Annotated in this window: 21 protein-coding genes and 1 pseudogene; 5 read left to right on the forward strand and 17 right to left on the reverse strand. The window is 60.1% G+C overall.

The annotated features are described in order from the left end of the window. Nucleotides 1-118: 118 nt before the first annotated feature. From traG to traC, 3 genes are read right to left on the reverse strand one after another with little or no spacing between them, the layout of a single operon-like run. Nucleotides 119-2,041, reverse strand: coding sequence for a Ti-type conjugative transfer system protein TraG (gene traG, locus ACD590_RS37200; protein ID WP_096771933.1), 1,923 nt, complete (start codon nucleotides 2,039-2,041; stop codon nucleotides 119-121). Beyond that, nucleotides 2,034-2,249 carry a type IV conjugative transfer system coupling protein TraD gene (traD, locus tag ACD590_RS37205; protein ID WP_170961519.1) on the reverse strand — a complete coding sequence of 72 codons (216 nt, stop codon included), beginning with the start codon at nucleotides 2,247-2,249 and terminating at the stop codon, nucleotides 2,034-2,036. The genes traG and traD overlap by 8 nt, the downstream gene beginning before the upstream one ends. 4 nt (nucleotides 2,250-2,253) lie before the next feature. Then, nucleotides 2,254-2,550, reverse strand: coding sequence for a conjugal transfer protein TraC (gene traC, locus ACD590_RS37210; RefSeq protein WP_088396705.1), 297 nt, complete (start codon nucleotides 2,548-2,550; stop codon nucleotides 2,254-2,256). A gap of 255 nt (nucleotides 2,551-2,805) precedes the next feature. On the opposite strand from traC, the gene traA reads away from it, so the two are divergent. From traA to ACD590_RS37230, 4 genes and pseudogenes are all read left to right on the forward strand, one after another. Continuing rightward, the gene (traA, locus tag ACD590_RS37215) at nucleotides 2,806-6,117 is read left to right on the forward strand and encodes a Ti-type conjugative transfer relaxase TraA (RefSeq protein ID WP_096771934.1); all 3,312 of its coding nucleotides are present in this window, start codon (nucleotides 2,806-2,808) and stop codon (nucleotides 6,115-6,117) included. Next, nucleotides 6,114-6,680, forward strand: coding sequence for a conjugative transfer signal peptidase TraF (traF, locus tag ACD590_RS37220; RefSeq protein WP_096771935.1), 567 nt, complete (start codon nucleotides 6,114-6,116; stop codon nucleotides 6,678-6,680). Before traA ends, traF begins: the two co-directional genes overlap by 4 nt. Next, nucleotides 6,670-7,832: pseudogene (locus ACD590_RS37225) on the forward strand (conjugal transfer protein TraB). The gene traF and the pseudogene ACD590_RS37225 overlap by 11 nt, the downstream one beginning before the upstream one ends. A gap of 15 nt (nucleotides 7,833-7,847) precedes the next feature. Next, nucleotides 7,848-8,471 (forward strand): TraH family protein, encoded by a 624-nt coding sequence (locus ACD590_RS37230; RefSeq protein ID WP_088396708.1) that lies wholly within the window; start codon nucleotides 7,848-7,850, stop codon nucleotides 8,469-8,471. A 436-nt stretch (nucleotides 8,472-8,907) separates the two neighbouring features. Here the strand turns inward: ACD590_RS37230 and ACD590_RS37235 are convergent, their stop codons facing one another. Beyond that, the gene (locus tag ACD590_RS37235; RefSeq protein WP_088396709.1) at nucleotides 8,908-9,171 is read right to left on the reverse strand and encodes a helix-turn-helix domain-containing protein; all 264 of its coding nucleotides are present in this window, start codon (nucleotides 9,169-9,171) and stop codon (nucleotides 8,908-8,910) included. A 206-nt stretch (nucleotides 9,172-9,377) separates the two neighbouring features. Between ACD590_RS37235 and ACD590_RS37240 the strand changes: the two genes are divergently transcribed. After that, nucleotides 9,378-9,698 carry a transcriptional repressor TraM gene (locus ACD590_RS37240; protein ID WP_096771936.1) on the forward strand — a complete coding sequence of 107 codons (321 nt, stop codon included), beginning with the start codon at nucleotides 9,378-9,380 and terminating at the stop codon, nucleotides 9,696-9,698. Nucleotides 9,699-9,701: 3 nt separating this feature from the next. Here the strand turns inward: ACD590_RS37240 and ACD590_RS37245 are convergent, their stop codons facing one another. The 13 genes from ACD590_RS37245 to traI all read right to left on the reverse strand — a co-directional run bounded on the left by ACD590_RS37245 (nucleotide 9,702) and on the right by traI (nucleotide 20,802). Further along, entirely contained in the window at nucleotides 9,702-10,406 is a 705-nt protein-coding gene (locus ACD590_RS37245) for an autoinducer binding domain-containing protein (protein ID WP_088396711.1), read from the reverse strand. A 271-nt stretch (nucleotides 10,407-10,677) separates the two neighbouring features. Further along, nucleotides 10,678-11,973, reverse strand: a complete 1,296-nt coding sequence (gene trbI, locus ACD590_RS37250; protein WP_096771937.1) for an IncP-type conjugal transfer protein TrbI — start codon at nucleotides 11,971-11,973, stop codon at nucleotides 10,678-10,680. 10 nt (nucleotides 11,974-11,983) lie between these two features. Continuing rightward, nucleotides 11,984-12,421, reverse strand: a complete 438-nt coding sequence (gene trbH / locus ACD590_RS37255) for a conjugal transfer protein TrbH (RefSeq protein ID WP_096771938.1) — start codon at nucleotides 12,419-12,421, stop codon at nucleotides 11,984-11,986. Between the two features lie 2 nt (nucleotides 12,422-12,423). Next, a complete protein-coding gene (gene trbG / locus ACD590_RS37260) occupies nucleotides 12,424-13,236 on the reverse strand; it encodes a P-type conjugative transfer protein TrbG (protein WP_088396714.1) in 813 nt (270 codons plus the stop codon). Nucleotides 13,237-13,250: 14 nt separating this feature from the next. Then, nucleotides 13,251-13,913: a conjugal transfer protein TrbF gene (locus ACD590_RS37265; RefSeq protein ID WP_096771947.1), complete on the reverse strand. Its 663-nt coding sequence runs from the start codon at nucleotides 13,911-13,913 to the stop codon at nucleotides 13,251-13,253. A gap of 24 nt (nucleotides 13,914-13,937) precedes the next feature. Continuing rightward, nucleotides 13,938-15,119 (reverse strand): P-type conjugative transfer protein TrbL, encoded by a 1,182-nt coding sequence (gene trbL, locus ACD590_RS37270; RefSeq protein WP_097622194.1) that lies wholly within the window; start codon nucleotides 15,117-15,119, stop codon nucleotides 13,938-13,940. Nucleotides 15,120-15,124: 5 nt separating this feature from the next. Continuing rightward, on the reverse strand, nucleotides 15,125-15,295 hold the full coding sequence (locus ACD590_RS37275; protein ID WP_096771939.1) for an entry exclusion protein TrbK: 171 nt from the start codon (nucleotides 15,293-15,295) through the stop codon (nucleotides 15,125-15,127). Then, nucleotides 15,289-16,092, reverse strand: coding sequence for a P-type conjugative transfer protein TrbJ (gene trbJ, locus ACD590_RS37280; RefSeq protein ID WP_096771940.1), 804 nt, complete (start codon nucleotides 16,090-16,092; stop codon nucleotides 15,289-15,291). The genes ACD590_RS37275 and trbJ overlap by 7 nt, the downstream gene beginning before the upstream one ends. Then, complete coding sequence (locus tag ACD590_RS37285) at nucleotides 16,064-18,520, reverse strand: conjugal transfer protein TrbE (protein ID WP_096771941.1); 2,457 nt, start codon at nucleotides 18,518-18,520, stop codon at nucleotides 16,064-16,066. The genes trbJ and ACD590_RS37285 overlap by 29 nt, the downstream gene beginning before the upstream one ends. Before the next feature lie 10 nt (nucleotides 18,521-18,530). Beyond that, nucleotides 18,531-18,830, reverse strand: coding sequence for a conjugal transfer protein TrbD (locus tag ACD590_RS37290; protein WP_088396717.1), 300 nt, complete (start codon nucleotides 18,828-18,830; stop codon nucleotides 18,531-18,533). After that, nucleotides 18,823-19,200 (reverse strand): TrbC/VirB2 family protein, encoded by a 378-nt coding sequence (locus ACD590_RS37295; RefSeq protein ID WP_088396718.1) that lies wholly within the window; start codon nucleotides 19,198-19,200, stop codon nucleotides 18,823-18,825. The genes ACD590_RS37290 and ACD590_RS37295 overlap by 8 nt, the downstream gene beginning before the upstream one ends. Beyond that, nucleotides 19,190-20,167, reverse strand: coding sequence for a P-type conjugative transfer ATPase TrbB (gene trbB, locus ACD590_RS37300; protein ID WP_096771942.1), 978 nt, complete (start codon nucleotides 20,165-20,167; stop codon nucleotides 19,190-19,192). The genes ACD590_RS37295 and trbB overlap by 11 nt, the downstream gene beginning before the upstream one ends. A gap of 11 nt (nucleotides 20,168-20,178) precedes the next feature. After that, complete coding sequence (gene traI, locus ACD590_RS37305; protein WP_088396720.1) at nucleotides 20,179-20,802, reverse strand: acyl-homoserine-lactone synthase TraI; 624 nt, start codon at nucleotides 20,800-20,802, stop codon at nucleotides 20,179-20,181. Between the last annotated feature and the right edge of the window lie 389 nt (nucleotides 20,803-21,191).

Genomic DNA, 21,191 nt, shown 5'->3' on the forward strand with positions numbered 1-21,191 from the left:
CCCCAGTTTTCGCAACGGTGCTGTAGAATCGGAAGCGCGGCAAGGATAAGCGAGCGCAGACACATTCGCTTCGAGATTTTGACTGCTCGCGCACCATAAAGCTGAGGCTGCCGCCAATTTACTCTCTAGTGCAATTGACCGGTAGAATTTTCTCGGTCCCAACACAGGCCTTCATATCGTCGCGGCGGAACCAGATCGCGCGTCCGCATCTGAGCGGCGGGTTGCCAGCGGTGAAGACGATCTGCTCGTCGGCCCGCATGCGCAGCACCTCATGCGGCTGGATCAGGGGTCTGGCGGCGAGTTGCTTCGATCGCGTGCGCGACGATCCTTTCGACTGAACACTGCGGCTGATCTGGTCGATCTCGACGGTCGCCATGCCGCAACGGCGCGAGATGTAGTCCGCGGTCTCGGAATCGTTGATCGCTGCAAAGGATATCCAGCTTGCGCTCTCGAACCATTTGCTGGCAGCGTCGCGACCGCCGTAGGTCTCGCGCATCTGGCCGATCGACTGGTAGATCGTGGTCAGCATGATACCATATTTGCGGCCGGCGTCGCGTGCGGTCTCCAGGATGCGCATGTAGCCGAGGCGCGCCACCTCATCGAGGAGGAAGAGCGCCCTCCCCCGCATCTCGCCGTTGCGGTTGTAGATCGCGTTTAGAAACGAACCGATGATGACCCGCGCCAAGCCCGAATGCGTCTCCAACGTCTTGAGATCGAGATTGATGAACACGTCCGTTTTTCCGTCTGCAAGATCACCCGTCGTAAAACTCGTTCCCGACACCAAGGCGGCGTAGTTCGGGTAGGATAGCCAGTGGGTTTCCTTGACCGCGTTAGCATAGACGCCCGAGAAGGTTTCCGGTGTCATGTTGACGAAGGCCGCGACATTTTCCTTCACGAAATCTGAACTTGAATCGTCGTAGATTTCCTGCAACCGCTTTCGCAGTTTGGGTTCGGGCTCGGACAAGTTCTTGCGTACTTGCCGGAGCGTCTGGTCGCTTTCCGTCGTGTGGCCGGAGAGGCAAACGTCGGCAATCAGCGCGGTGAGCAATTGCAAGGCCGAGGCGCGGAAGAAGTCGTCGCGAACCCCACGGGCGCCACCGCTGTCGCTTATAATCCACGATGCGACGGAGGCAATATCCTCCTCCTTCGTTCCGCCGAAGCGGCCGATCCAGTCGAGCGCGTTGAAACCGATCTCCGACTGCTTCGGATCGAGGACGAAGACGTCGCGGTTGGCGTTGCCACGGTGTTTCGACACAATTGGCGCGACCTCGTTCGACGGATCGAGGACGACGAGCGCAGCGCCCCATGTCAGCGCCGTCGGAATCGTGACTGACGTCGTCTTGAAGCCGCCCGATCCGGCGAAAACGATGCCATGAGACGAGCCGAACGAGCCGTCGAAGCAAAGCAGCGGCGACTTGCCACCTGCTCCCCAGGTCTCGGCACTGCCGGCGCGAAACGGCTGGGATGCAGTGCTGTCGCGGTCGACGCGATAGCACTCGCCGATGACGACTCCGCCGGTCTCGGGAAACAATTTTTCGGCTAGTAATAGTTTCATCCAGTCCGCGTCGCCGTGCAGAGCCCGTTTTCCAACGATGCGTTTCGGCTCGGCCTTGGCGAATGCGGCATTACCGGCAATCGCCACCCGCACGCCGAACAGCGCCGACATCAGCACCGTGGTGGTGCCGATCGCCGTTGCGGGATCGAGATAGTTGAAGATCGATCTGCCGGCCGGGACTTGTTCGAAAAACGCGGAGAGTCGCGATGCCTCGCGCATGACAGCAATGAGGAGCGCGGCTATCGCGCCGGTGACAACGCCCCATCCGGCCGTCTTGATCCGCACCGAGCCGGCGCTCGCAAACAAGAAGACGATGCCGACGACCGACGCGGCGACATAGGGCAGAGCGATACCGGCGCGGCCGAGCATCTGCCGGGCGGCATCGCTCTTGCCGAAAGGGGCGAGCCAGTGTTCGATCCCTGTCGTTCCGATGGCCGCCAGCATCATCAAACTTGAGGGTGCAACGAACAGCACGATCCTATTCATGGGTCTCTCTAAACGCCACAGCACCGATAACGGCAAGCCGTGAGCGCTCCTGTGCGTCTTCCTTCAGTCGCGCGGCGGCATCAATGAGGAGCCCGAGCAGTAGCGCGCGCTTCTCGTCTCGCAGCCCCGCCTTGACGATAAGGCCGCCGAGCTCAATCTTTTCGCGTGTGTCCTTCTTGCGGGCGTCGGATGTCGTGGATCTTCGCATTCGCTCAAGCCTCGCCAGTCCTGCCCTCAGCCGCGCCAGGCGGGTGTTGCGCGGAGAGTGTGCCCCCCTCCCCATTGTTGGAGGCGCCTTTCCCTCCGTTCGGACGGGCCTTGCCTCCGCGAAATCGTTTCGCCAGTTCCTCGAACGCTGCCTGCAATTCACTCTCGTCGATCTCGACTTCGCCGAGCCCGGCTTTCAGCGCGATCCGGCCGATCCGCTCGGCCTCCCGGGTCTCGGCGAGCTTCAATTGTTCTTGGAGCCTGGCGATTTCGTCGCGGATTTTCGAGGTAGGTTTCTTCATGTCCGGATGTCTCCTTGGGTGCGAAAGCTAGTCTTTGGGACCCATCTTCCGAATGTCGGTGCGGAACGCACTACTGTGAATACTACAATCGCCAAGGGCGATGCTTTCCTGGATGATCCCGGCCGCTCGACAAGGGCGGCATCCGAAGGGCGCAATTATACGTCGCTGACGCGACGTCCTTTTGATAGCGCCTGGCGGGGCCGATCTCGCTGCCGAACAAGTTGATTTTGCTCGCAATCGGGAGATAACTCCTCTGTGGCCGTCCCTCATTTCTCCGTCAGCATTGTCGCCCGCGGCTCCGGCCGCAGCGCTGTGCTGTCGGCGGCCTACCGGCATTGCGCGAAGATGGAATACGAGCGCGAGGCCCGCGCGATTGACTACACGCGCAAGCAGGGCCTGCTGCATGAAGAGTTCGTGGTCCCGGTCGATGCACCGCAATGGCTGCGGGCGATGATTACCGATCGCTCCGTCTCCGGGGCCTCCGAGGCCTTCTGGAATAGCGTCGAAACCTTCGAGAAACGTGTCGATGCCCAACTCGCCAAGGACGTGACCATTGCGCTGCCGGTGGAACTCTCGACCGCGCAGAACATCGGGCTGGTGAGGGATTTCGTCGAGCGGTACATCAGATCGAAGGGGATGGTGGCCGACTGGGTCTATCACGACGCACCCGGCAATCCGCATGTGCACTTGATGACGACGCTCCGGCCGCTGACCGAAGATAGTTTCGGAGCCAAGAAGGTCGCACTGACCGGCCCTGACGGCAATCCTCTGCGCAACGATGCCGGCAAGATCGTCTACGAGGTCTGGGCCGGCAGCCTCGACGATTTCAACGCCTTTCGCGACGGCTGGTTCGCCTGTCAGAACCGGCACCTGGCGCTTGCCGGCCTAGACCTCCGCGTCGACGGCCGCTCCTTCGAGAAGCAGGGGATCGAGCTCGCGCCGACCGTCCACCTCGGTGTCGGCGCCAAGGCGATCGAACGGAAGTCGAAAGAAGCCGAGCGGGATATTTCGCTGGAGCGGCTGGAGCTGCTGGAGGAGCGCCGGGCTGAAAACTCCCGCCGCATCCAGCTCCGCCCCGAGCTCGTGCTCGACTTGATCACGCGGGAGAAGAGCGTCTTCGACGAACGCGACGTCGCCAAGATCCTCCACCGCAATATCGACGACGCTGGCCTCTTTCAAAATCTGTTGGCAAGGATCCTGCAAAGCCCGGAGACGCTCCGGCTCGAACGCGAACGCATCGAACTTTCAAGCGGCCGACGCGAGCCGGCGCGCTACACGACGCGGGATCTCATCCGGCTCGAGGCGGAGATGGCCAACCGCGCGATCTGGTTGGCTCAACGCTCCTCTCACGGGATTGCGGAAGCTGTGCGCGAAGCCACCTTCGCGCGTCACTTGCGCCTCTCGGACGAGCAGAAGACGGCGATCGCACATATTACTGGCGGCGAGCGCATCGCCGCGGTGATCGGACGTGCCGGTGCCGGCAAGACGACGACGATGAAGGCGGGGCGCGAAGCGTGGGAAGCCGCCGGCTATCGCGTTGTCGGTGGGGCGCTTGCGGGCAAGGCCGCCGAGGGTTTGGAGAAGGAAGCCGGAATTGTCTCCCGCACGCTGTCATCATGGGAACTGCGCTGGAACCAGGGCCGTAGTCAGCTCGACGACAAGACCGTATTCGTTCTCGATGAAGCGGGCATGGTGTCGTCGCGGCAGATGGCGCTGTTCGTCGAAGCGGCAACCCAGTCTGGCGCCAAACTGGTGCTTGTCGGAGATCCGGAACAGCTGCAGCCGATCGAAGCCGGAGCTGCCCTCCGCGCCATTGTCGATCGCATCGGTTATGCCGAGCTCGAAACCATCTATCGCCAGCGCCTGCAATGGATGCGCGACGCGTCGCTCGATCTGGCCCGCGGAAATATTGGCAGAGCCGTGGAAGCCTATCGCGCGCAGGGCCGTGTCCACGGAGCCGAGCTGAAGGCTGATGCCCTGCAGGCACTGATCGCCGATTGGAACCGCGACTACGATCCTGCCAAAACAGCGATAATCCTCGCCCATCTGCGTCGCGACGTGCGCATGCTTAACGAAATGGCTCGGGCAACGCTCGTCGAGCGCGGTCTCGTCGCGGAGGGTTTTGCCTTCCGAACCGACGACGGACACCGGAAATTTGCAGCCGGCGACCAGATCGTGTTCCTGAAAAACGAGGGTTCGCTCGGCGTCAAGAACGGTATGCTCGCGAAGGTTCTTGAGGCAGGGCCCGGGCGCATCGTCGCGGAAGTCGGAGAAGGCGAGCACCGCCGCCCGGTCACGGTCGAGCAACGCTTCTACGCCAATCTCGATCACGGCTATGCCACCACGATCCACAAGAGCCAAGGTGCCACCGTCGATCGCGTGAAAGTACTGGCGTCCCTCTCGCTTGACCGCCATCTCACCTACGTTGCCATGACGCGTCATCGCGAAGACCTTGGCCTGTATTACGGCCGGCGATCCTTTGCCAAGGCAGGCGGACTGAGCCCGATCCTGTCGCGCAGACAAGCCAAGGAAACAACGCTCGACTACGCCAGCGGCCGCTTCTACGCCCAAGCCCTTCGATTCGCCGAGGCCCGTGGTCTTCACCTCGTTAACGTCGCACGCACTGTCGTTCGCGACCGCCTTGCGTGGACCGTCCGGCAAAAGTCGAAGCTCGCCGAGCTTGGCGCACGTCTGGCGGCGATCGCCGGCAGGCTTGGTCTGTCCGCCGGCGCGGCCAAGACTACTCAACCGCGCAGCATCAAGAAGGCAAAACCCATGGTATCGGGCATCACCACGTTCCCAAAATCGCTGGAACAGGCCGTCGAAGACCGGCTTGCCGCCGACCCCGGCTTGAAGAAGCAATGGGAGGAAGTCTCGGGGCGCTTCCATCTCGTCTACGCTCAGCCGGAAGAAGCGTTCAAGGCCGTCAACGTCGAGGCGATGCTGAAGGACGAAGCTGCGGCGAAATCCACTATTGCCAGGATCGGTTCCGAACCGGAGAGCTTTGGTGCCTTGAAAGGTAAGACTGGGCTCCTTGCCGGCCGCGCCGACAAGCAGGCCCGAGAAATGGCCGTCACCAATGCACCGGCGCTTGCCCGGAACCTGGAACGCTATCTGCTTCAGCGCACGGAGGCGGAACACAAATATGAAGCCGAGGAGCACGCTGCCCGCCTGAAGGTCTCCCTAGACATTCCAGCGCTGTCGCCGGCGGCAAAACAAACGCTCGAATGCGTCCGTGACGCCATCGATCGCAACGATCTTCCCGCAGGCCTCGAATACGCGCTCGCCGACAACTTGGTGAAGGCCGAACTCGAAGGCTTTGCGAGAGCCGTATCGGAACGTTTCGGGGAACGCACCTTCCTGCAGCTTGCGGCCAAGGACACGAGCGGTCAGACCTTCCAGTCAGTGACCTCAAGCATGTCTGCGGGGCAAAAGGCGGAGGTGCAAACGGCCTGGAGCGCTATGCGCACGCTTCAGCAACTTTCGGCGCATGAGCGCACGACCGAAGCACTTAAGCAGACTGTGACGCTGCGGCAAACGAGGAGCCAGGGGCTCTCGCTTAAATGACGCTTCAAGTTCGAACACACACACGAGCCTCTGCCCAGCGAAGGCGAGCCGCCAGCACTCTGTCAGTTGCTGCGGGCGCCGCCGCGCTGATGTCATTGGGTGGTTACCTGGGTGGCTATCGCGTCAACCTGACGCCGAGCGAGCCGCTCGGCCTCTGGCAGATCGTCCTCCTCAACCGTTCGCCACGCGTTGGCGACCTGGTGTTCATCTGCCCGCCAGACACAGCCACTATGCGCGAAGCGAGAACTCGGGGTTACCTCCGCTCCGGCCTTTGCCCCGGCCATCTCGCCCCGATGATCAAGTCGGTGGCTGCGGTCGGCGGTCAGCGGGTCGAGGTCGCGAACGAGGTAAGGGTCGATGGGCGCTCGGTTCGTGCTTCCGCGGTCTCGGGAAAAGATGGAGAAGGTCGGCCGCTGACACGGTTTTCCGGCGGCGTGGTGCCGCCCGGTGACGTCTTCCTGCATTCCGCCTTCGCCGGCTCGTTCGATTCGCGCTACTTCGGGCCTGTGCCGGCATCTGCCATTGTCGGTCTGGCGCGCGAGGTGCTGACCTATGCGCCATAATTGGGGGTGGTCAACACTGCTTGTCATCGCCTCGCTCGGGGTCAGAACGGTCGCATGGAGTGGCCACATGCTGTTGCTGCCGGTGGCGCTCGGTTTTCCCGTCTTCTGGTCGCTGTCGAGAACGAGATCGACGGTAACATTGGTTTCCGCCGCATATTTCCTGTCGGCGTCACGCGGCCTGCCGCAAGGCGTGGCCACCTTCTATGCAGCGGATATCTGGCCGGGCCTGCTGCTGTGGCTGGCTGCCTCCGCAAGCTTTGTGGCAGTGCACGCGCTGCTGTGGACGAAGGATGCTGGTCGTCGACCAACTCGCTATATTCTGGCCGCGCTCCTAGTGGCAGTGCCCCTTTCGGCATTACCGGCTGGGCGCATCCCATCACGGCTGCAGGCGTCGTGTTTCCGGGATGGGGATGGTGGGGACTGGCCGTCACGACAGCCGGCCTGGCGGGCCTCGTTTCCCGCCTCTGGCCAGCTGTCGCCATAGGCCTTACTGCCTTCTGGGTCTGGTCCGCCGCTTTCTGGACCGATCCGAAGCTACCCGAACAATGGCGGGGCGTCGATCTCGAATTGGGTGCCTCGCTTGGGCGGGATACCAGCATGGTTCGTCACCGTGATCTGATTGCAACGGTGCTTGACCGAGCGTCCGACCGTGCTCGAAGACTCATCCTCCCGGAAAGTGCGTTGGGCTTTTGGACGCCAACAGTAGAGCGGCTATGGAGACCCGGGCTAGAAGGACATGACACTACCGTTCTCGCGGGTGCGGCAGTCGTCGACGCGGCCGGATACGATAATGTGATTGTCGCAATATCGGCGGGTGGCAGTCGGATCCTCTACCTGGAACGGATGCCTGTCCCTGGGTCGATGTGGCAGCCCTGGCAGCCCCTCTTCGGAGGCAACGCCGGCGCGAAATCGAACATCTTCGCAAATCCCGTCGTGACACTCGGCTCCAGCCGGGTGGCGGTACTGATCTGCTACGAGCAACTGATCGTCTGGCCGGTGTTGCAATCGATGCTCGGAGGTCCGGACTTGATCGTTGCTGTCGGCAACGGCTGGTGGACCAAGGGAACGTCCATCGTCGCGATCCAGCGCGCCAGTACCGCCGCCTGGGCAAAACTGTTTGCCAAGCCGCTGGTTTTCTCTTTCAACAATTGATGCAGAGGAGGTCCCATGCTCGACGCGGCCCAAATCAAAGACTGCGCCGACCCTTCACTCACACCCGCGATCGTCGAACAGTTCGTCACTGCCGCGGGCTCTGCCGATCCTCTCGCGGTGACCGTCCGATCGGGCGGCCGATTGATCCTGGTGCCTAAGGCCAAATCACCTGACGAGGCGATGGACATCGTGCGTCAATATACCGGCAAGGCTGTCGTTCGTGTCGGTCTGACGCAGTTTCCGGCCGGTGTGGGGGTCAAGGACCTGGCGGATCTCAAACCAGATTTAATCGACGCCTGCCAGAACCTGCGCAAGGGAACGGCTATGTTCGCCAAGATCATCAGGATCGTCGCCAAATGGTACGGCAATCCAAAAAGCGACGATGTTTTTCCGCAGATTTTCGAGGACTCGGTCTACGCCTGGAAAACCGGCGTGTTCGAAGGGGTAGGGGTGTTTCAGGCGGATGATCCAGGCGGCGCTATCATTAATCAGACCGAGCTGAAGGACGGCGGGGAGACTGAGTTCGTGGACGAAGCCACCCCCTCCCAGACCGATGCGGAACCTCAGGAGTTGGAAGAAGTCGGCAAAGCCGGAATGCGGATTGATCTGTCGAGGATCGGCGGTCAAAAAGGCCTCTAAGTCTCTGTATCTCGATTGATCGCGTAAACGTCCCGACCTCGCTTGGTCCCGGCGCCACCATGCAACGGAACGCTGGCCACTTTGGACCATGTCCACTCGCCGGCTGCCTCCCCAATGCTATATCTGTTGTCCAATGCATGATCATGTCAAATGGACGATCGCCTGCTTCGAACAGAGGTAAAACGGTCCAAGGAGCGCAGGAGGATTCGCGTGTCGGCGCATCCAGGAATTGGTCATCGCGCGAATTTCTGCAGTTGCGGAAGCGCGTCAGGTCAGCACACTATCGTTGCCTACAGGCTGTACGGCGAAGGACCCTCGGCCTTGAGATGCGGTCGGCTCCAACGATACCGTTTTCGCTCACACTGGCTGAGCAATCGTAGCGCGAACGCGCCCGCGAAACGGTGCAACAGCTTCGAGATGAGGAATGTGCTGAAATTTACGACCGGTTGGCGCACCCGGAGCTGATGGGGGCGTTGCCACGGCAGGTCGGACTTGTTCTTGCTAAAAAATCCGATGGATCGACACCAAGGGCGTCAGAGATCTGGCCAAGGACAGTGAGGGTTGCGGACGTCTCGGCACGTTCGATGGCACCAATATGACGCATGCTCAGACCAGTTCGGTAGGCCAGTTCTTCCTGCGTCAGTTTTTTGCCATGGCGTATTCGACGCAAGTTCATCGCCATGACCTCGTTGAGATCCATGACATGAGCGGAACCTGAATCCGAACTATTGTTCTAGGAAGTATAGTTCCGATTCCGCCTGGCGCGTGCTATTGGTGGCCGCCGCGCGTTAATCTTTGAGTCGATTGAGCTGGATGATGGCGATCAGGGCCGTACACCGGCGGCCCAAACGATATACTGCGGTGAGTAGCGTTTGAAGAGTGGGGACGATGTGTGAGGAGAAGCGGATGAGCGAGTGTGATGCGTCCGGAGAGCCCGAAGAAAACGAGGGAGCTTCTCGCTATAGTTCACTCACGAAAACTGAACTGGAGGCGCTGGCCGTCTCAGCATTGCTGAAACACCGCAGTATGCTTGGCGCCGACGAGGCTGTTTACGAAGAATGGCTCAGCGCCAGCCGCGATCCCACCGTGTCGAGCGATGTTCTCCAGACTTTGCAGGACGAATATCTTTTAAGGCAGAAGAAGGCGCAGGACCAGCAGGAAGAGCTTTCCGAGATCATCGACGCCCTCGGCTATATTCCATTTATTTCGTCAGAGGAGGAGGGCTGACGGTCAGTACAGGCCACGGTCCTTGGCAATTGCGACGAGTTGGGGAACGGTCTTGGCCTCGAACTTTCGGCGCGCGCTGTCCAAGTAGTGCTGTACCGTCCTCGCGTTGATGCCCGTCAGCATGGCGGTTTCCGGCGCGCTTTTCCCCTTCATCGCCCACATCAGGCACCTCCCCTCCCTTGGGGAAAGCGCCTGTCTTGGAGCCACGAGCGTCGTCGCGCCAACGATCTTCAGGCTGTAATGGACAGCCATGACCGCCTGCATTGCCTTTCGAGCATCACGCAATTTCGGTATTTCCGACTTTCGTTCCGATGACGCCAATGTCAGCAACATTGTCGAGCCATAGCTTCCTTCGACGGGAATGGTCACTCCACTACAAATACCGTGCTCGACTGCCTTGTCGCGAAACTGCCGGAGTTCCGAAGAACCGCGAGCCGGCCAGTCGTCGGAGGTCCAGGCGAACATGTCCATGCGGCGCTTGGCCTCCGTCACCACAGGGTCGATCCGCGCGTAGCGACGGGCAAGGTAAATCCCCTCCCAAGTTTCAGGGTAAGAATTGAACGTTTTCACTTCAGCGCCTTCGGTTTGTAGATACGCAAAATAGTCGAACCCACATGCATGCGCAAAGCTCTTGACCGCTTTCTTGATCATACGTTCATCGCGCGCGGCTTCGGCCATGTCGATGAGTGAGCGAAAGTCTTCGTCCATTGACCTTTATCCTGCCTTCTCCCGTGCCGCTAGGGCCCTGATCTCGCCGCAACTTGGCCGCCCTTGTCATCAAGGCCGGCGAAGAGCCGGCCCAAGGTCAACCAATCTCGGATTCATGAGAGCCGTGGGACGCATGCCACAGTCGCTCACCGATATGTCTACTCACGTTCTGCGCGTATTCAAGCTCTGGTCGATCTAAAACAAGACCATAAGATGGAAGATTTTACCGCCGCCAAGCCGCGGACTTCGCTTGCAGCTATCGTCTTGGCTGTTACGGGCCGCTATAGGCCGACGGGAAAACGATGTCCTGATCGACAAGAACGTTGAACTTGTAACCGGGGCGTATGCGGATGGTCGGTTGGACGTTCAGGTTTTTCGAGATCGTCTGCTCAGCCACACGGCCGAAGCTTTCCGCGAAATTGCTCCTTGCCGCGTCAGAGGCGGATTCCTGGCTTGCGAGCGTCGAACTCTGGGGCGCCGACATTTCGATCCCGCTTCCGATCAGCGCGATTAGAGCGGCTGAACCAAAAGTCCGCCAGAGATGGCGATCGACCTTGTCCTTGAACCCGCCGTAGCCTTCAGCATCGGTGCCGGCCATGCCGCCGATCTGCAGCGTCGAACCGTTCGGGAATATGAGGTCGGTCCAGACGACCAGAACCCGCTCCTGAGCGAAGGAGATTTTCGAATCGTAGCGGCCGAATAGCTTGGCGCCCTGCGGCACGAGAAGACGGTGTCCCGTGGCGCTGTCATAGACATTCTGGCTGATCTGCGCGGTAATGCGTCCCGGTAGGTCGGAATTCAGGCCGGTGATCAGCGTGGCCGGGATGAACGCCCCCCGCTTGAGCTCATACGGCGACAACTGCGGCACAACCTGATTGGGCAGATAACCGAGGTCTTTGATATCCTGGTTGAAAAAGTCTTCCTTTGAGGCCTGGGCGTTCCCATCGACATTCTGTCCCAATAACCCCGATCTCATCGCAGCCGCATAAAGATCGGAGGCGTCGTTCGTCGTACTGTCGGTCTGTCGAGCAGTATCGTTGGTGTTCGCCGCAGCCTCTTCCGCGTCAGACACATTCACCTTTAGCGGCGAGTCCAATGCAGTTGCGCGCGCCTGTAGCCTCGCCATCAGCTGGCGCTGCTCTTCCCGAATATATTGTTCGTCCTGCTCGCGTTTCAGACGCGCCTTCCATTCCTCCTCGGACTCCATACCGGAACGCGGGTCCCGGTCCACCGGCCGCCGCTCGGGAACGGGCTCTTCAGTCTCGACCTTCTGCTCGATGACGGGCGTGGGCTGAAACGATCCGCGTTCAACCGGCTCGCCGATAATGCCGTCTGGAACTCCACGCTTGAGCTGTTCGCCGAAATTTGTCGCCGGGGTATTGGAGGCGCTGTCGATGTCGTTGCCGCGGTTGAAGGATAGTCCTCGCCACGACAGGCCGGTCACGACAATGCCGCAAAACAGCACGACCAAGATGATGGTGACGATGATCGGTAGACGGTTGAGGCGACGCATGCCGTTTTGATCGTCGGCCTGGCCGGATGCGCCAAGTTGAAGCGATTGCACCATGGTCTCCTCTTCAATTGCGCCGCATGACCGAAAGAGGACCCGCTGGCGTGGCGCCATCCGCTGTCGGCTTGTAGGCGCGGCTGATCGCGATGGAAGCGGTGGTCATCCGCGCGAGAACCTGGCCCTCAATGCTGTCGATCACATAGGCAAGCTCGACTGGCTTGATGTCCTTGCCGATCTTGTTGTCTGTAACGACGGTGTATCCCCATCCTTTGAGGGCCGCCTCAAGCGCGGTCGCAAACTCGGATTGGTCGTTGTTCATCTGGATCGTCGTCACTCTGGCAGAGCCGATCTGCTCGGCCAACCGACCGGCCATGTCACCGGCAACGGCGCTTGTGGCCGGTCCGGTGACAGCCCTCTGTGTTACACCGGTGGTCAATGCTTCATCGGCCGTCTGGCAACCGGAAGAGAAGGCGACGGCGATCGAGGCTAACAGCAGCTTGCGCATGATCACCCTCCCCGCTTGATCGTGATCTTCTGTTGTCGCCATCCGACGCCGGAAAGGAGGATCGCCTTGTCGACCACGTAGTCGACGATCATCATGTCATTCTTCATGCGAAAATTGACGATGCGGTTCTGACCGCCCGAGACGACGAAGAGGACCGGAGCGTCCTGGCCAGCGATCGCCTTTGAAAACTGAATGTAGGTCTTTGCTCCATCGGAATAGACCTGTTTTGGTTTCCAGGCGGCGGTGCCGCTCACCGAATAGGAGAAGTTAAGCTTATCGGGCGCGGCGCCTTGAATGCCTCCGGTTTCCAGCCGCGCATTGATGTCGCCGAGCTTCATCGAGACATCGTCGGGATACTCAAAACCGATGCGGGCCATGTATTGGGTCGGATGCGACTTGAGCTGGATATGGTATGTGCGTCGCGACGTCGTAACCACCATCGAGGTAAGGAGCCCGGCTTCGGATGGTTTGACGACCAAATGGATGGCCTGCCCCCCGGTCGCGCCCGACGTCGCCGGCTCGACCTTCCATCGCACCGTGTCGCCGACAAGCACGTCGCGGACGATCTCGCCGCCCTGCAACTCGATATCGCATACCTGCAGCGGCGAGCAGACCACCGAGGGTTGGGTTTCGCCGAACAGGAAGATGACCTTTCCATCCGGACCGGTCGTGACGAGACCGGCCGTTCCGCGCCACGTCCTGGAAATTCTCGTTCCCTTCGCCTCGTTCGAGGTCATGCCTTGCGCCAATGTGCCGCTCGCAAGAGCGAGCCCTGCAATGCAGCCGGCGGCCATGATCAATCCTGTTCTGTTCATTTAATTTCCCCGCATCAAAGCTGTGCCGTCCAGTCGAAATCACGGACGTAAAGGCCGATCGGATTGACCCGGATCGTCGCCTCGTCCTGAGGCGTGGTCAGCGTGACCGTGGCGATGCCCCGAAACCGGCGCGTGCCCATCTCCTTTCCCTTGCGGTCGCGCTCATATTCGGTCCAGTCGATCTGATATGTCTGGTTGGAGAGCGCGACGATGTTGTTGACTTCGATCGCGACCGTCGACGTCTTCCCCTTCTCGAATGGCGAGTTGCCACGGAACCAGGCATTGATCTTCTCCGTGGACGGGTCCGAAGTCCTCAGGAGTGCGTAGGTCCGGTCGATATATTGCTTCTGGACCACGGCGTCCGGTGTAATGGAGCGAAAGCTGCTCACGAAGTTGCCGATGGTCGCGCGGACCACGCGTTCGTCGGCATATTCAATTTGCGCTGGAAAGCCGGCCATCACCGACGTCCCAAGTTTGTCGACCTCGACAATGTAGGGCACGAGCTTGACCTGTGCGCTTAGATATAAGGCGTAAGTGAAGCCGATCACAGCCATTGTCATGCCGAGGATCCCGACCAGTCTCCAGGCGGCTGCGGCTTTGACGTATGAGCCATATCGTTCCGACCATTCCTGGCGTGCGGCGAGATACGGGCTTTCGGGAGCGCTGTTTGCTGCCATGGATCCATCCATTTCTGTTTCTTGCTAGTCGTTGAGTTCGGGTGGTCGCTTGGCGGCGCTGTGCCCACTGCGGCTTTCATCAAGCTTGGCGTTTGCGAGCCCGAGGATCGACCCCGCATAGGCGCCGGGCGAGCCGATCGCCTTCTCCTTGGTTGCGGATCCCGCAGCGTTGCCAGCAGAACCGACGCCGGCGCCAAGGCCTTTGAAGGCCGCGCCCACGACTGACGAGCCCGCAGCTCGAGCGGCTTGGCCCGCCGAAAACCCGGCCCCCGCCGCCCCTGCTCCGAGAAAACCTGCGCCGGCGGCGAAGGACGCGGCTTGTCCGCCGTGGCGAATGGCCTCCATCCCTCCGGAAACTGATGCCCCCTGCACCACGCCTTGCAAGATGCTGGGGACGTAGATCGCGATGATGAAGACGACGACGGCTATACCGGCTATCGCCAATGCTGTCTGAAACTGGTCACCGATATCAGGTTGGTTCGCGAGCCCGATCAGGACCTCCGATCCGATACGCGAGATCATGACAAGCGCCATGAGCTTCATTCCCACCGAGAAGGCGTAGACCAGATAGCGGATCGCGAAATCTTTGGTGTAGGATGATCCGCCAAGCCCGAGCATGATCATCCCGGCGAGCAGACCGATATACATCTCCACCATCACGCTCACGAAAATCGCTGCAACAAGCGAAAACGAGATGACGACGACGACCATGGCGAAAGCTGCCGAGATTGCGAGCGCGTTGTCCTCGAAGAGGCCGAACTGGATCTTCTCCGACATTTTGGTTGCGACGGCGAGGCCGGCATTGAAGACGTCGGCAGGTGAAGCAGTTCCACCGCCGGCGCCAATCTGGAATAGGCTGTCGACCACGGCCTTGGCGAAGGCTGGCCCTTGCGCGAGCACGAAGGCGAAGAAGCCGACGAACATGATCCGTCGCACCAACTCTGCGAACCAACTATCAAGTGACGCGGCCTGGATTGCGAGCCAGACGGCAGCGATGCCAATCTCGATCGTCGCGAGAATCCAGAACAACGATTTCCCAGCATCCATGACGGTGGTCTCCCACCCTTTGGCAGCCGTCGTGATCTGTTTTTGAAGTGATGTCAGCACCGATCCTTCTTGGGCGAATGCAGGCTGAGCTGCCACCGCCGTAAGTGCGGCGACCAACACCGCGGCTCGCAGCACACGGAAGCTTGTTGTGGCGCCCATGATGATCACCATTCGACCTTCATTTTATGCCCGCCAGAGGTGGGATAATCTCTCGAGGGATCAAAGACCGTGGCGCGGCGCTCATGCGCCGCCTGTCTTTCGAAAATGAGCCAAGCCGTGCGTAGAATGCCGACCACGTTCAGGAAAGAGGTCAGGATCAACTTGGTTCTCACCATTCGACTTTCATCCTTTCCCCGCCGGACGTGGATGGTGCAGTCGCGCCAAAGAACTTTTCCCGACGAGCCTGTGCGAGATCCTTGTCAGTCTGCTCGGTCTGGAGCCAGGTGCCCATCATGGTCATCTGTTGTGAAACGAGCCCGCGCATTTTCTGCATCTGCGCGACTTGCTGCGAAGCGATTTCGTGACCGACCTGGAGCGCCTTCATTTGCCCGTCGGCGGTCTCGGACATCGCGCGCAGCGTTGACATCGTGTTTTCCTCGCTGTCGAATTGATCGGCCGTGAGACTTGCCGCCTTCAATGTGCTGGCGATCGTGTCACGGTTGGTATCTGACCAAGTTTGATACGTGGATGTGAAGCTGGCTGCATTCGGAAGGTTGGTCTTGAGGTTGGCATAGCTCTGGAAGCGCTGCTGCAAGACATCGTCGGCATTCCCCATCGAGAACGATATGCTTTGCCCCTGGTCAACAATGCTGCGGAGCCGATTGAGGTCGCTTTCGACCTTTCCCCACATGTAAGACGGCAGTGTCGCCGTGTTCTGGAGAAGGTTCTGATAGATGTTCAGCTGGGTCTCGATCTGTTGCGCAAGCTGGCTGATCTGTGTCAGCTGATTCTGAATCTGCTCGCCGGATTGACCGACGAGGGAAACCAGTTCGCCGTTGTTGAGGACCTGAGTCCACTCGGTTGCTGCGCCGGTGGCGGTGCCAGCTTCGGCCTGCGCCACGGTAGCAACTCCGATTGCGAGGGCGCTTAAGCCCGTCAGCCATCTACTCGAAATTGAGCTGCGATGCGGCATCGTGAACTCCTCTCGTGTTCAGCCAATGGATCGGCCAGTCACGGCCGTGTTCGGCAATCAGCGCCCGGATGCGTTTCAGGTCGTCCTTGCCGGAAGCCCCGACGAAGCTCAACGCGACGGGGCCAAGCGTCATATCGAACAGCCGCCGGCCCTCTGGCGTGGCGACGTAATATTCGCGCTTTTGGGCTGCGCCCGCGACGATATCGATCTGGCGCTCGTTAAAGCCGATGCGCTCATAGAATTCCCGCGTTCCCGGCTCGCGCGCGGCACCGTTCGGAAGGCAGATTTTCGTCGGGCAAGATTCCTTCAAGACGTCGATGATCCCCGAGCGCTCCGCGTCCGAGATCGATTGTGTGGCGAGAACAACGGCACAATTCGCTTTGCGCAGCACTTTCAGCCACTCGCGGATCTTTGCGCGAAAAACGGGGTGACCGAGCATCAGCCAAGCTTCGTCCAACAGGATCAGGCTTGGAGAGCCATCGAGGCGCTTTTCGATGCGCCGGAACAAGTAGGTAAGCACCGGCACTAGATTGCGCTCTCCCAAATTCATGAGGTGATCGATCTCGAAGGTTTGCAGCGCGCCAAGCGAAAGGCCATCCTGCTCGGCGTCGAGCAACTGGCCCATCGGACCGTCGACCGTGTAATGGTGAAGCGCGTCCTTGATCTCGCGTATCTGGACCCCAGACACAAAATCTGAGAGCGATCGGCCCGGGGCGCTTGCCATTAAGCCGACCTGCCGGGAGATGGCATTGCGATAATCAGGCGAAACTGTGATGCCTTGCAACGCGATCAGCATCTCGATCCATTCGCTCGCCCAGGCCCGGTCCGCATTACTTCCGAGTTCGGAGAGCGGGCAGAAGGCAAGCGCCTTCCCCTCCCCTTCAGTGTCTCCGCCAATTTCGTAGTGGTCGCCGCCACCTGCCAACGTCAACGGCAGCAGTGAGTTGCCTTTGTCGAAGGCAAAGACCTGGGCGTTCTCGTAGCGTCGAAACTGCGCGACGATCAGCGCCAGAAGGGTCGACTTGCCGGAGCCCGTCGGACCGAACACGAGGGTATGTCCAACGTCGCCGACATGCAGGTTCAGGCGAAACGGTGTGGAGCCGCTCGCCACCTGCATAAGCGGCGCTGAATTTGGCGGATAGAATGGACACGGCGCGATCGGGCTACCTGACCAGACCGCATTGAGCGGGATAAGATCGGCCAGATTGTTGGTGTTGATCAAGGGCTCGCGAATATTGCAGTACCAATTGCCCGGCAGGCTACCAAGATAGGCATCGGTGGCGTTAAGCGTTTCGATCCGCGCTCCGAAGCCCTCGGCCTGGATCAGCCGTCGGATCGCCTCCGCCTTCTCCTGGAGTGCTTCGCGGTCGTGATCGAACAGCACGATCACCGGCGTGTAGTAGCCGTAGGCGACCCGCTGCGACGAAGCCTGTGCAATTGCGTCCTCGGTCTCGGCCACCATTGTCATGGCGTCCTGGTCAACGGACCGGCTTTGCGTCTGGAATAATTGATCAAAGAAGGGCCGGACCTTCTGCTGCCATTTCTTCCGGGTGCGTTCGAGCTTCTGTCGTGCCTCCTCGGCATCGAGGAAAATGAAGCGCGACGACCAGCGATAGGTGAGCGGCATCAGATCCAGGCTGTTGAGGATCCCCGGCCAGCTTTCCGCCGGCAACCCGTCGATTGCGACGATCCCGAGAAACTGGCTCTCGATCTTCGGCGTCAGCCCATGCTCGAGCTCGGCAGTCGCGATCCAGTCGAGGTACATGGGAACGTCGGGAAGCCGGATCGGGTGGCTCTCGCCGGTGATGCAGAAGCGAACGAACTGCAGCAATTCATCGTACCGTGCATTTCGCGTCCCGCCTCGTTCCCTGACAACGCGCGTTTCCATCCGACGGATCGAAAGGTTGTTCGCCAGATACTGCTCGATTTCCCGAATGGCGTTTTTGAACTCGAAGAGCACTGTGTCCGCATAAGACTTCTTGCGGCTTTCCTCGTCCGAATAGATGTATTTGCTCAGTGCCGTCTTCTTCGACTCCAGCGGCCGGTAGGTGAGAACGATTGCGTGCTTGCTCTCAAAATGTCCCTGTTCGCGCGCAAAATGCGCCCGGCGCTCGGCGTCGATCGCCCGTGTTACCGGATCGGGGAAATGGCACCGATCGTCGGATGGGTAGTCCATGGTCGGAATGCGGATCGCCTCGACCTGGATCATCCAGCCGCTTCCGAGCCGAGAGAGGATCGAATTGATCTGCCGCGACAGCTCGTTGCGCTCGAGAGCGGTCGCGCTTTCGGAGTCGGGGCCGGCAAAGTACCAACCCGCCATGAGACTGCCGTCCTTCAGAAGCAGAACGCCGTTATCGACAAGACCGGCGTAAGGAACGAGATCGGCAAAGGATGGGCCTGTGGTCCGCAAACGTTTCAGAGCTACCATGGGCGCCTCCTCAGTATCGGCGCCAAGGCGAACTCGTCGCCTTGTAGGTGGGCCTGTAGGAAATGTGCCGGATGTAGACCTGTCGCATTAGTGGGTCGGACTTCGCCATGATCCTGAGAACCCCGACGACCAGGATCCAGACGGCGACACCGAAGATCGCCGAATAGATTGTGAGGACGACGAAGATTAGGATCACGGCCGCAAGTCCGGTGAGCAGCACCAGTTCGCGATCCGCTCCCATCAAAAGATTTGAACGGGAAAGAGCCCGGTGGATGAGATTGCGTTGCAATCCGGTAAGCGACTCAGCCATCGGCCGCCTCCCCGCCCGCAGGCGGGTTGAGCTGTTGTTTCGCCAATCCAATTGACGCACCGGTCGAACCGAACAGACCGACAATCTGAGTCGCACCGAGAAGGATGCCGGCAACGAGCACGACGTAGACGAGACGTCGCGCAAAATCGTTGAGCTCGCCGCCAAAGATCAGCATGCCGCCCGCTATCGCCATTGCCGCGAGCGCAATGGCGCCCGCAACCGGGCCGGTGATCGACTCCTGGATTTGCTGCAGCGGTCCTTCCCAAGGCAGACCACCGCCCGAGGAGCTGGCGAGAGCCGGACCAAATGAAGCAAGCACGACCGGGGCCGCAAGGAGCGTGATGGTGACGAGGGAAACTTTACGCGACATGGCGCGCCTCCTCTTCTTCGGTGAGCTGGCCGGACTCAGTTTCGTATTGCCCCCCAGCGAACCGTTCGACTTGAATCACGTCGCGGACGCGCCGACCGCGCGGCGTCCGCTCGATCGAGATGATCAGGTCGACCGCCTCGCCGATCACCTCTTGCATCGGCTGCTGACTTGCTTCGGCAGTTAATTGTTCCAGTCGTCGCAGCGCCGACATGGCGGTGTTGGAGTGGATTGTCGCGACGCCGCCGGGATGGCCGGTGTTCCACGCCTTGAGCAATGTGAGCGCAGCGCCATCGCGGACCTCACCAACGACTATGCGGTCAGGCCGAAGCCGCATCGTGCTCTTCAAGAGACGCCCCATGTCGACGGTATCACTGGTGTGCAGGAGAACGGCGTTTTCAGCCGTGCACTGAATCTCGGCGGTGTCCTCGAGAATGACCAGACGGTCTTCCGGCGCGGATTTGACGATTTCGTCGATCACCGCGTTCGCGAGCGTCGTCTTGCCGGAACCTGTTCCTCCCGAGATGATGATGTTGAGCCTTGCGGCGATGGCGCTTCGGATCGTCGATGCGTGATGTTCGCCCATCACCCCGGACCGGATGTAGTCGTCGAGCGGGATGAGCCGCGACGCTCGGCGCCGAATAGTGAAGGCGGGCTTGGCCACCACTGGAGGCAGCAGCCCTTCAAAACGGTGGCCGCCGATCGGCAATTCGCCCGAGATGATTGGTTGCTCGTCGTCCACCTCCGACTGAAGGGCATGAGCGACGGTTCCGATCACCATTTCCGCGGCCGCCGAGGACATTTCTCCGGCCGGGGCAACACCGTGGCCCAGCCGTTCGATAAAGAGCTTTCCATCGGGATTGAGCATGATATCGACGACCGCCGCGTCCTCGAGCGCGATGCAGAGTTGATCGCCAAGCGCCTCCTGAAGTTTGCGCACGAGCCGGGGATGAGAAGGAAGCTGGGTCAAAGTGGTCTCCGTTACGCTTGATGACTGCAGGCGGTGAGGTTGGATTGGTAGTTCGGCGGCCGTAACCTCAGGAAGGTCTCAGCGTTTGCTGGCAGCGTGCCTGCGATGGCGGTGGTGGCACCGATCTTCTCCGGCTGCCCCAGGCGCTGGAGAGGCCATTCGACGCGAGCAAGAATTCGCTCGAACCTGATATCCGTTACCGTAACGACTTCGGTGAGACCGCCCGCCAGGCACCATTCTACGATGCCGGCGAACATGGTCCGCGTTGCCTCGTGAACCGAACCGTCTCCCCTCCCCTCTTCGAGGGCGGTGTCGACGCAAAAGCGAGAGCTCTCGACCATCAGGGGATGAGCGTTCAGGCGGCCTTTTGGGAGCAGCGATGGAAATACGTCTGCCAGCATGGTCGGTCCCATCGCAGGCAAAAGGCGCGCACATCCTGCAAGCCGTCCAGCCGCGGTGACAGCCAGGATGTAAGTCGGGCCGAGAGCGTCAAACCCATCTGCCTCGCAGTCGTCGACCACTTCCACATCCCAATTCAAGCGAGTGGAAAAGACCGACGCACGTAGCCTATGATGGTCCTGAACCAGCTGCGCTTCGTAGCAATTTTTTGGTGTCGAGATCGCGAATACCTGCATGGATTTCTCCGTCGTTGTTAGGCGACGGGAACTCAGCACGAATCGGAATCGGGCGTCAGTTGTCGAATCCTACAAGGTTTTTTGTGAGTGAGTCGCGGCAAGGAGATCACCGCCTTTGCCGAAGTCTTCTGCTTTTCGCCGAAATCGCCGCGGGCACATTTGTAGGATTCACAGTAAAACATACCGTGAACCCGTCGGTGCCGCGGCCTTGCTAAGCTTCAGGCTCTAAACGGAAATATCCATTTGCTCTACGTTTCGGGCTTCTCCGCGTTAACCTTTCGTTAACCTAAAAGCCCTTGCTGAAATTGCAGAATCGGCTCTAATAGCTAGTGGCGGAACTTTACCGGTTTCGCGAAAAATTCCGCCACTTGCAGGAAATGGGTTTTGAG

It is taken from the genome of Rhizobium sp. 862_C5_N1_2, assembly GCF_051811205.1.
Taxonomy (GTDB): Bacteria; Pseudomonadota; Alphaproteobacteria; order Rhizobiales; family Rhizobiaceae; genus Rhizobium; species Rhizobium leguminosarum.

Excerpts from the sequence above, each read along its gene's own strand:
- traG (WP_096771933.1), bottom strand. The coding sequence starts at position 2,041 with ATGAATAGGATCGTGCTGTTCGTTGCACCCTCAAGTTTGATGATGCTG.
- traD (WP_170961519.1), bottom strand. The coding sequence starts at position 2,249 with ATGCGAAGATCCACGACATCCGACGCCCGCAAGAAGGACACACGCGAA.
- traC (WP_088396705.1), bottom strand. The coding sequence starts at position 2,550 with ATGAAGAAACCTACCTCGAAAATCCGCGACGAAATCGCCAGGCTCCAA.
- traF (WP_096771935.1), top strand. The coding sequence starts at position 6,114 with ATGACGCTTCAAGTTCGAACACACACACGAGCCTCTGCCCAGCGAAGG.
- ACD590_RS37230 (WP_088396708.1), top strand. The coding sequence starts at position 7,848 with ATGCTCGACGCGGCCCAAATCAAAGACTGCGCCGACCCTTCACTCACA.
- ACD590_RS37235 (WP_088396709.1), bottom strand. The coding sequence starts at position 9,171 with ATGGATCTCAACGAGGTCATGGCGATGAACTTGCGTCGAATACGCCAT.
- ACD590_RS37240 (WP_096771936.1), top strand. The coding sequence starts at position 9,378 with ATGAGCGAGTGTGATGCGTCCGGAGAGCCCGAAGAAAACGAGGGAGCT.
- ACD590_RS37245 (WP_088396711.1), bottom strand. The coding sequence starts at position 10,406 with ATGGACGAAGACTTTCGCTCACTCATCGACATGGCCGAAGCCGCGCGC.
- trbI (WP_096771937.1), bottom strand. The coding sequence starts at position 11,973 with ATGGTGCAATCGCTTCAACTTGGCGCATCCGGCCAGGCCGACGATCAA.
- trbH (WP_096771938.1), bottom strand. The coding sequence starts at position 12,421 with ATGCGCAAGCTGCTGTTAGCCTCGATCGCCGTCGCCTTCTCTTCCGGT.
- trbG (WP_088396714.1), bottom strand. The coding sequence starts at position 13,236 with ATGAACAGAACAGGATTGATCATGGCCGCCGGCTGCATTGCAGGGCTC.
- ACD590_RS37265 (WP_096771947.1), bottom strand. The coding sequence starts at position 13,913 with ATGGCAGCAAACAGCGCTCCCGAAAGCCCGTATCTCGCCGCACGCCAG.
- trbL (WP_097622194.1), bottom strand. The coding sequence starts at position 15,119 with ATGGGCGCCACAACAAGCTTCCGTGTGCTGCGAGCCGCGGTGTTGGTC.
- ACD590_RS37275 (WP_096771939.1), bottom strand. The coding sequence starts at position 15,295 with ATGGTGAGAACCAAGTTGATCCTGACCTCTTTCCTGAACGTGGTCGGC.
- trbJ (WP_096771940.1), bottom strand. The coding sequence starts at position 16,092 with ATGCCGCATCGCAGCTCAATTTCGAGTAGATGGCTGACGGGCTTAAGC.
- ACD590_RS37285 (WP_096771941.1), bottom strand. The coding sequence starts at position 18,520 with ATGGTAGCTCTGAAACGTTTGCGGACCACAGGCCCATCCTTTGCCGAT.
- ACD590_RS37290 (WP_088396717.1), bottom strand. The coding sequence starts at position 18,830 with ATGGCTGAGTCGCTTACCGGATTGCAACGCAATCTCATCCACCGGGCT.
- ACD590_RS37295 (WP_088396718.1), bottom strand. The coding sequence starts at position 19,200 with ATGTCGCGTAAAGTTTCCCTCGTCACCATCACGCTCCTTGCGGCCCCG.
- traI (WP_088396720.1), bottom strand. The coding sequence starts at position 20,802 with ATGCAGGTATTCGCGATCTCGACACCAAAAAATTGCTACGAAGCGCAG.